The organism is Methanohalobium sp. (assembly GCF_018609725.1).
GTDB lineage: Archaea > Halobacteriota > Methanosarcinia > Methanosarcinales > Methanosarcinaceae > Methanohalobium.
In genome coordinates this window covers 1-9859 of sequence record NZ_JAHENT010000124.1, presented here as the reverse complement: position 1 = coordinate 9859, position 9859 = coordinate 1, and the positions used below count along the sequence as shown (strand labels likewise).

At 35.3% G+C, this 9859-nt stretch carries 7 protein-coding genes and 2 pseudogenes; 1 reads left to right on the top strand and 8 read right to left on the bottom strand.

What is annotated here, in order from left to right:
- The 8 genes and pseudogenes from QZ276_RS08320 to QZ276_RS08285 all read right to left on the bottom strand — a co-directional run.
- On the bottom strand, positions 1-186 hold a 186-nt coding region (locus QZ276_RS08320; RefSeq protein ID WP_292487050.1), incomplete at its 3' end, for a methyltransferase MtaB domain-containing protein.
- Positions 187-202: 16 nt separating this feature from the next.
- Entirely contained in the window at positions 203-973 is a 771-nt protein-coding gene (gene mtaC, locus QZ276_RS08315; RefSeq protein ID WP_292487048.1) for a methanol--corrinoid protein MtaC, read from the bottom strand.
- Positions 974-1034: 61 nt separating this feature from the next.
- Positions 1035-3977 carry a PAS domain S-box protein gene (locus tag QZ276_RS08310; protein ID WP_292487046.1) on the bottom strand — a complete coding sequence of 981 codons (2943 nt, stop codon included), beginning with the start codon at positions 3975-3977 and terminating at the stop codon, positions 1035-1037.
- Between the two features lie 226 nt (positions 3978-4203).
- Positions 4204-5262 (bottom strand): GTP-binding protein, encoded by a 1059-nt coding sequence (locus QZ276_RS08305; protein WP_292487045.1) that lies wholly within the window; start codon positions 5260-5262, stop codon positions 4204-4206.
- A gap of 17 nt (positions 5263-5279) precedes the next feature.
- Positions 5280-6899, bottom strand: a complete 1620-nt coding sequence (locus tag QZ276_RS08300) for a methylamine methyltransferase corrinoid protein reductive activase (protein ID WP_292487043.1) — start codon at positions 6897-6899, stop codon at positions 5280-5282.
- A gap of 533 nt (positions 6900-7432) precedes the next feature.
- Complete coding sequence (locus QZ276_RS08295) at positions 7433-7810, bottom strand: phosphatase PAP2 family protein (protein ID WP_292487041.1); 378 nt, start codon at positions 7808-7810, stop codon at positions 7433-7435.
- A gap of 169 nt (positions 7811-7979) precedes the next feature.
- A complete protein-coding gene (locus QZ276_RS08290; RefSeq protein ID WP_292487039.1) occupies positions 7980-8519 on the bottom strand; it encodes an inorganic diphosphatase in 540 nt (179 codons plus the stop codon).
- An 830-nt stretch (positions 8520-9349) separates the two neighbouring features.
- Positions 9350-9610, bottom strand: a pseudogene (locus QZ276_RS08285) (RNA-guided endonuclease TnpB family protein); the annotation flags it as partial.
- Positions 9611-9751: 141 nt separating this feature from the next.
- On the opposite strand from QZ276_RS08285, the pseudogene QZ276_RS08280 reads away from it, so the two are divergent.
- A pseudogene (locus tag QZ276_RS08280) lies at positions 9752-9859 on the top strand (hypothetical protein); the annotation flags it as partial.

The window sequence follows — 9859 nt, the reverse complement described above, 5'->3', positions numbered from 1 at the left end:
GTATTCTTTTACAAGTTTTTCTTTAGATGTACCGGCTTCTGGTCGCGGTGCATAGTTCACTTCACCTGTGGTGTAACCCCCACCTATCTCAAGGTCTAAGCCTGCTTTTACTGGATATTTGGAATTACCAAACACCATGTCATCTGCTTTATCATATGCCATTTTTGTGCATCTGTTAACTGGCATTGCTATTATCTCCGTATCAGTGTTTATGGTAAAGATTCTGTAATTTTTCGATTTCTTCACCTTTCAAAATTGATTCAGCTATTTTTGGAACATCTGCAGCCTCTTCACCATATACGCCCAGTTTATATTTTGTCACAAAGTCCTGGGTAACTGCACCCCCACCACATACAAGAGGGGTTTTCATATCAAACCTTGTCAGTTCTTCTTTGATTTTTTTAAAAGAATACATTGTAGTTGTCATCAAAGCAGTTCCAGAAACCATTATTGGTTTCTCATCTAGTACTGATTCTACGACTTCTTCAACCGGTACATCTCTGCCAAGGTCTACAACATCAAATCCTTTAGCCTTAAGGAGAACTGAAACAATATTTTTACCTATGTCATGGATATCCCCTTCCGCTACAAAACAGACTATCTTACCTTTTGAACTTATCTCTTCAGTACTTATTGATTTACAATAATTGACACCTGCTACCATTGCCTGTGCAGAAATAATGACATCCGGCAAATATAAGTCCCCATCATCATAGAGTTTGGAGACAATAGACATACCTTTAATAAGCGCATTATTAATAAGGTCTATAGGATGCCTGCCCGCATCGATTGCATTCTGTAGATAAGCTACAACATCATCTTCGTCCCCTTCAAAAATAGATATAGTAATTGGATACACCAATTCATCCTTTGGGTAAAGTACCTCTGCCAGTTCATCAGGTGTCATATCATTTTCTATATAGACATTGTACCTTACAAAAACATTGGTTTTTTTTGGGTTAATGCTTAACATAATTACCATCTTCACGTTTTCTGTTATAGTATCAATTAAAAACCATCACCATTTTCAAAACTTAATCACTAGATGACTTGTGACTTTCATCGATTTCTCTGGATACACCTATAATTACTTCCTGACCGGCCCATTCCCCCTTTGAAAATTTTGTATCCTTGTAGATAATTGTTCCGTCTTTGGAAACTAATGGTATGTCACATGAAAAGCGATTGCCAGATACCACATCAGAAATATTTGATGCCGCTTTTAGAGCCTGTTTACTGTAATGGAGATTTATAATGTTCATTTCCTGCAATTCCTGCTCGGTATAACCCAGACGGTCTTGAGTTGTTTTATTGGCATAAAGGATATGACCTTCAGAGTCAATTACGAAAATGAAATCATCTACATTATCCAGTAATTTACTTGTATTATCTTTATTATATTCAAAATCGTTTTCATATTTTATATAACCGATTGTTTCACCTATTTGGTCTGCAACTGTTTCCAGAGATGTACGCACATCTTGTGAAATTTCATAGTTGTTTTTTGAAGCAAGGAACATAACCGCTACAACATCATCCTGATATCTAACAGGAATAATAGCGGTAGCACGTAGCCTTTCATAGGGTAGGTCATTACCAGTTATAGATATTATTTCAGAATAGAGTTTATAAATGGGGTGACCTGTTGTAAATAATCGGTGCTGGATAGAATTGGGTGTAAAATGGGACATTTTCTGCATTAATTCAGAGCTTAAACCTTCAGAGGATACAAGGTTTAAATCATTTGTAACCTCATCGATAAGGTATAAACCACCACAATCAATAGGATCCATGCTGATACAAAAATCCAGATATTGTTCAAAAATGTCCTGAAGATTATTCCCTTTTGGAGACACGAAGCTACCTGTATCAGATTGAACACGCAGGAAATTATCAGCCTGTTTTTTCTTGGTGATGTCAATAATTATACCCTGCAGGTAATTTACGTTTCCGTTTTCATCATAATGGATTGTAGTCCTCTCATCCACCCATCTAACTTCATCATTACTGGTTAATATACGGTATTCCAGATTAAATTCACCGTATTTATCTTCATAGCGTTCTGCCATTTTGTTGCGGACTTTTTGCAAATCATCAGGATGTATTATATCTCCATAAATAATACGTTCGGATGTAAAATCCTCGGGAATGTATCCAAATTGCATTATATTTTCAGAAACAAATTCCACAGGCCAATCTCTTTCAGCCCTCCATATAAAAACAATAGCAGGGCTGTTATTTATTATATCCTCAAGTAAACCCTGCATCCTTGTTGTTTCTATTAGCTCGTTTTCTTTTTGTTTTTGTTTGGTGATATCCCTGACATTAAGCATTACAGCAGGTTTTCCCTTATAATGGATAGGTGAAAAATTGATTTCTGTCGGAACCAGATTTTTTGTACTGGACAAAAAGTATACTTCATAAACTCGTGAATTATACTGATTTGCTTTCAAAGTTTTATTGTATTTTTTAAGAACCATTCTCTGGTATTCTACAGGAATGTAATCCAGAAAAGAAGTTTTAATGACTTCATCCCTTTTATAACCCGTTATGTTTTCAAAAGCCCTGTTTGCAAATTTTATAACCTCGTCCTGGACTATCAGAGTGCCATCAATCCCCTTTTCTACAAGTGTTGAATATTTTTCCTCGGATGACTTTAAAGCCTCCTCAGTGTTCCTTTTTTGGATAATATCAAGCATGATGTTAAGCAATAGTGTCAATTGCCGTATATTGGACTTATCATAATCCTTATTCTTATTAAAAACTCCACCAACTGCCACAACGCTATCATCGTCAAATATAGGAATATTCAACAGCCGTTTTATGTTAAGATTGCCATAAAAATCTTCGTCATAAAAATCAACAGAGATATTGTTTGAAATGACCGGATGCTTCTGTTTGATGACACGGTTCCAGATACCCGTATTTTTCAGACTATTTTTGAATTGTTTATCACTGACACTATTTGTTTCATCTTTTGACAGAACATATATAGAAGGTGATTCATCCTCATTATTGAAAAATACAATATAGCCACTGTCACTATGAGTCAATTTTATCATTTCATCCAGAACCAGATTTGTAATTTCCTCATCGGAAAAATCAGACATCTGGTTAATTTTTAAAAGTGATTCAAGGCATGATTCATCAAGGTTTAATTTCATTTCTGCTTCTTTACGTTCTGTAATATCACGTATATTAAACATTACAGCAGGGTTAGCCTCAAAATTGATTGCTGATAAATTTATTTCTACAGGTATTAATTCTTCAGATTTTGACTGTATATAAACTTCGTAGGTGTATGGGTATTTAGGTTCTGTTTTCAATACTTTCTCATATTTTTTGTTAACCATTCTCTGGTATTCCACGGGAATATAATCCAGAAAAGAGGTTTCAATGATTTCATCCCTTTTATAACCCGTTATGTTTTCAAAAGCCCTGTTTGCAAATTTTATATTCCCGTCCTGAACAATGAGAATACTATCTATCCCATACTCTATCAAAGTCGAGTATTTTTCTTCAGATGCTTTTAAATCTATTTCAGATAATTTGTTATTAGTTATATCAAAAACAACACTTTCCTGACGATCTACACTACCATCTTCACCATATAAAACCAATGTTCTCTCATCCACCCATCTGATATTTCCTTCACCGGTTAATACCCGATATTGCAGATTATAACCACTGCATCTTTTTTCGAAACAATTTGATATTTCAGACTCAACATACTCCCGATCAACAGAATGTATTATATCATTGTAGTACAATGTTCCGGGTTTGAATTGTTCTGGTTTATATCCCAGAAGTGTAATGTTTCCAGGAACAAATTGAACATATCGGTCTTTTGTTCCATCAAACAAAAATACAAAAACATCTTCGTTGTTTATGAAATCCATCAAAACATTTTGTATTGTTGATGCTTCTTTTTGATTTATGGAACTTTCTGATTTTTGGATATTAAGACCCCTTCTCATGTATATGTTCAATATTTGGGTTACATTAAATAAATACATTATCGGTTTTTTATTAACTACACTACCATTTTTAACTTAAATTTCAAAATAAACTCATAAATATTTAAAGACAGGTATTTTACCGAAAACATAAATAACCATGAAATTATTTCAGGAACATAGGTTTCCATCTAAATTGATTACTTCCTTCGATCCTATCTATATATCATTTCAGATGGGAACCCTATTAATGATTATGCGATTCATGACTATGAGTATCTGATTTTTCTACTTCTATATTATATTCATAGAACTTGTTTTCTACACATCTATCCACGGTATTTACAAGGTCGCTTTTTTCAACATTTGATACTGCTGTAAGGATTTTTAACCTTGGATAATGGGTTCTTCTGGATGTTTCAACTACTTCTACTTCCGGTTTATCATAATAAGAAGTCATACTTATCCTGACCATGTTTGAGTTGTATTCAAGGTACAGTTTTATATGACCCAGAAATTCTGGATTCAACTTTATAACCTCATCTTTAAGGGTGTAGACTATATCCCTTGCTATAGAACTGGCAACATCAGATTCCAGATTCTTCCGGGACACAAAAAACTCTTTGGAATAGGTGGCTACATTGGAACATTGGATAGAATCTATTTCCTCTTCAGACAAATCCTCGATTATTTCATGTGTTAATCCTGGTTTTTCAATTATAAGTTTGGCAAATTTCCTGAATTTGTTATCGTCCATTTTAGCGGATAACCGGATAATATCAGCATCAGGGTTGAGCTGATGCACTGCATCCTCTATTATCGGAAGTTGACGGGATTCTATCAGGTCAGTCTTGTTGACTACCAGTATTTCAGCATCGATAATTTGCCTCTGGGAAAAATGCTTGATTTCCTTCATCAATTGTTTAAATCGGCTTCCATCAATAAGTGTTACAAGAGGTGCAAATTCAACATCACCCAGATTCATAAGATTTACTTCATTACGAATTACATTAGGAAATGCAATACCTGTAGGCTCGATTATAAGAATATCAGGATTATAGTTGTTATATAAAGTGGTTACAGTGTACCGCAAATCTGTTTTCAAACTACAACAAATGCATCCACTGGTCAATTCTGTTGCATCAAACCCGTATTTTGAAATGACATCACCATCAAGACCTATCTCACCGATTTCGTTTACAATAATGGCTACACGGTAGTTATGTTCACTCAAATATTTACCAAGGTTTAGTATAGCAGTAGTCTTACCACTGCCGAGAAAACCACCAATAACAAGGACTTTCATAATACAACCTTCCAGTTTTAGACTCCCATAACTTCCAGTTCATCCCAGTTCAATTCCCCTGTAGGACATGCTCTGACACATTTCTGGCAGTGGATACCTTCACAAAGGTCTGTCCTGATAAAGACCTTCCCGTTATCATCTATACTTATAGCACTGGTAGGACAGACCTCAACGCTTTTTTCACAACTAATTGGGTCTTCCAGTGTCATTGTAAGATGTGTACCCACATCTTCAAGAACATACAATCCTTCATCCCCGAGTACAGGTATATCCTTAACCACACGTTTTTCAACTTCAGGTGTTTTGGATGGTTCATCAATCTGTGGAAGGTTTTTCTTTTTAAGATACTTCTTGAGCATTTTGAAAGGCATACCTTCATCCCAGTATGCAATTTCAAGTACATAGGTATCCCTGAACGCAGGTTCGGTTGCAAACATGGTATGGTGACCAACTATTTTGTTAGCGATATCCTGAAGTTCCCACAATCTGTCTTCTGAAAGAAGTATCTCTCTTGAAACCACAAGTGAAGTATTACCAATCTGTGAAATATGGTCAACATTATAAGGGCTCATCCCTATTCTGTAGGATTTTAATGCATCTACATATGTACCTGATGCACCTGACATATAGGCTCTTGTCACATCACCCATCTCTATACCGGCTGCATTACAGAGTGTTATATGCCCTGATCTTAATGCTCCAAGAGCTTTTCCTGCTTCAGATAAATCCTTGTTACTGAACAGAATATTGTCCTGAAGCCTTAGTATCCCATCAGATGTCTGGATTTTTGGAAGTTTTATCAATCCGTTTTCAATACATTCGTCAATCAGGGCTATTACACCTGTTCCTGTAATACCTTTTGCACGAATATTTCCCTCTTCTTTAACTTCGCCTGTGTTTGGATCTACGAGGTCGCCTTTTACTGGTGCCATCTCATCATTTAATACGTAATTTCTCAGGTATCCATTTTCAAATTCTATATCAGAAATCGTGTATGGAGATGCAAGAACACCATGTTTTATCTGCTGACCTTCAAGAGCTGGACCCGCTGCTGCAGACCCTGTATATATCACATCATCTACTTTCAGAGCCATCTCTGCATTGGTTCCATAGTCAGTGGCTATGGCAATCTCATCGCTGTCAAGCATTCCAGAAACCACCATCAACGCCAGTGCATCAGCTCCCACTTCATGTCTGATTGCAGGCGGAATTATAACATTACAATTTTTAAAATCCTCAAGACCATTGATTTCACTACTATCAAGTATATTGGCCTTTCTTTCCTGGTCTTTGATATTGTACTTTTCCTTTTTCCGTTCCCCTGCGTATGCAAGATCCTCTATGGTCATTCCCTGGAACAACGAAAGCTGGATAGGGTTACCACATACTGAAATTCGTTCAAGGTTATCAATATCAACTTCAAGTTTTGAAATGATATTTTTAATAGCATCAATAACCAGATTATGGGTCAAATCCTGACCATAATGGATGGCAAAATCCATATGGTCCATCACATTTGTTCCAGGAATAGGATTCCTCAATGTTATAACTGTCCTTTTAATCTCACCGGTTTCAAGATCCATCTTATGGGCTCTAAACCCGCTAGTCCCCAAATCAAAAGCTACTCCTGTTTTCATATTAACCCCTATATCTTACTTTTAAATATACACATAAATATAGACCATGTCTATCATAGACTATTATTATAATTAGATATTGAAATATCTATTTTTGTTTTATATAATGTTTGCTTCTAAAAAATTATTGCGTATAAATTATTAAATTTAAGGGGAGGTATCTATTAATTAAAAAACTTATTTAAAAAAGATCAAATAAATTATATAAAAACTTGAGAATGTAAATTAAACAGGTGATGGATACCAGTTCTTTATTGTTGATACAGGTATAGGAATACCGGAAAACAAACAGGCAGAATATTTGGATCATTTAAACAACTGGATTCTGGTGCAAATCGCCGTTATTCTGGAACGGGTCTTGGATTGACGTTGGCAAAAAAATATTTGAGATGCATGGTGGACAAATGCAAGTTGAAGGTGTAGAAGGAAGAGGTAGCAGGTTTACATTCACCATACCAAAAAATGCAGATGCTACTGATAAAATGGATAATAAAGTTAAAAGAACCCTGATAGAAGGATGAACTAAATTATTATCAAAAACTTGATTTTGAAAGCGGTCTTAGGCGATAACCAAGATATCCAATAAAACCTCCAATAAAAGCACCTACTAATATATCTACTGGATAATGTACACCAAGTGATATACGACTAATACTTACAAGGATAGTCAGCAACCATAGACCATATTTAAGTCTGCCAACAATTGGATGGAAAAAAACTGCGGATGCAAACGAAAGGGATGCATGGGCACTCGGCATGGAGTAACCATACGCTTCTAACACTATTCTCACATCTTGAGGTCTTGGAACCATCAAATATGCTTTAAGTGAAAATACAATAAACGATACTGATAAAAGAACCAGTATATATCTTATTGCTGTTGTTTTATCCCACTGATAATACAGAAACAAGATTAGAATTATCCATAATGGATAATAACCAATCCATGTTAAAAATATCATCAGTGGGTCCAAAGCAGGAAATGAGTTAAGGTAGTACAGTATTTGATAGTTGAGCTCTGATAATAACACACTTCAAAAAGCTTAAAATTCTTATAAATAAATTGTTTTAGTCTTCTATTTATTCTCCATATTCTTCTTTGTAGAGTTCAACTGAATGGTTTATTGCTTTTATTGCAGCCTCTTTATCATCCCATCCATGTACAGCTACATCTTTTTCATCTTCCAGGTCCTTATAAGTGCTGAAAAATTGGCTAATTTCAGCCATTACATGTGGTGTCACATCAGATATATCCTTTATATGACTGTATCTGGGGTCTTTATTAGGAACTGCCAGTATTTTATCATCTGTTTCACCGGAATCAGTCATCAACATAAGTCCTACGGGTCTGGCTTCAAGCATACATCCCGGAAATGTCCTTTCATCCATTAGAACTATGATATCCATTGGGTCTCCATCATCATACATAGTTTTAGGAATAAAACCGTATTCTCCGGGATAATATTGTGGACTATGCAATACACGGTCAAGAATATAGGTTCCAAACTCCTTTGAATATTCGAATTTATTTCTGCTTCCTTTGGGTATTTCAATTACTGCATATACTATTTCAGGTACATCTGGTCCTGTAGGTAGGTCTTTCCAGTGGTCATTTATCATTTAATATACCTCCATTTTATTTCATAAATTTGTATATTTGATGCCTACATGGATGTAGTACAAAATGAATGTTTCGAAAACTGGAGCATCTAAAAATTCAAACTAACAACACAAATTAATGTTAAATAATTACTAAATATTTGAAGCCATAAAAGAAAAATTATACTTTAAGCATTAAAAGAAAATAACGTATGTAATGTCCTGAATGAGTGTCATCTGGATTTTGTCGTCTCCATAATTGTGCTTGTTAGATAGTACGTTAAAATCTGACCTGTTAGGGATTGAAAAGAGATGAAAAGAAGACTGGTCAGGAGATGACCAGTGATTCTTAGATAAATTAGTATATGGCTATTGCTAAACCAAAGAAAGCAGTAGCAATGGCAATTCCGGCAGCTATTTTTGTATTTAATAGTGCCAGATACCTGTTTATGTAGAATTTAATGTTGGGATTGATAGCGTCACTGATTGTATCAACCTCCTTTGTTTTTTGTTTTTCTATTGTATTATAAAACTGCTTGTTGATGATATTTTAAAATCACGGAAGAGATTTGCTTCCTTATTTTTTAAAGTTAATCATTCAAATCTATCAATAATTAACACAAAATTCTAATTATAAACTAATCCGACTGAAGGAACAGGAGTTGATGTCTATACCCACGGTGAGATGCTTCCTGCAAATACTTACCCTGAGCTAAAAAAATAAGACCATTTTGTGGGCAATTATGGTCAGCTACTAACCGCTAAAGCGGTTAGCTTGTCCTTCCATCTCTTAACTAATAGAAGCTAAGCGGAGGACATTAGGAAGGCTGACAGCTCCCCTGTGTGCAATGTTTGTGCATGGTCTTTCTGTCGTTGCTGTAGCTTTCAGCTACTTTAGCGATTGCCCTGACAGTCAATTGGGCAGACAGACCGAATTCCTGCCTGATGTCATAATAAGTCAATTTCTGAATCCCGGTTTTACCAAATTTCTTGTTGTGCCATGCAGCTTCAGAAGCATAGTTGCAGGCCTCGTTGAACTTTTTCATGGTTGTCAGTAGTTTATCATGTTGTTCTTTATCGGGATTCAGTTTAACTTTCAATGTCAGGTACATGTTATCTATAAATATGCCATTCATATATAAAATGACTATGAATCAGAGATGCTATTATTGATTCATTAAATGTTTATTTAATAATTAGACGCATTCCTCCAACAGTTGAAACTGTTGGCTTCCTGCTCCATTTCTCGTGATTCATGGTGGAAACAGAAAGAAGAGTTTGAGAAATTCAATGGCCCCATACTTATGACCACAAACTGTATCGTACCGCCTAAGGATTCATACATCAACAGACTGTATACC

What these genes read in the sequence shown, in the direction of transcription:
- mtaC (WP_292487048.1), bottom strand. Translation starts at nt 973, where the DNA reads ATGTTAAGCATTAACCCAAAAAAAACCAATGTTTTTGTAAGGTACAAT.
- QZ276_RS08310 (WP_292487046.1), bottom strand. Translation starts at nt 3,977, where the DNA reads ATGAGAAGGGGTCTTAATATCCAAAAATCAGAAAGTTCCATAAATCAA.
- QZ276_RS08305 (WP_292487045.1), bottom strand. Translation starts at nt 5,262, where the DNA reads ATGAAAGTCCTTGTTATTGGTGGTTTTCTCGGCAGTGGTAAGACTACT.
- QZ276_RS08290 (WP_292487039.1), bottom strand. Translation starts at nt 8,519, where the DNA reads ATGATAAATGACCACTGGAAAGACCTACCTACAGGACCAGATGTACCT.
- QZ276_RS08300 (WP_292487043.1), bottom strand. Translation starts at nt 6,899, where the DNA reads ATGAAAACAGGAGTAGCTTTTGATTTGGGGACTAGCGGGTTTAGAGCC.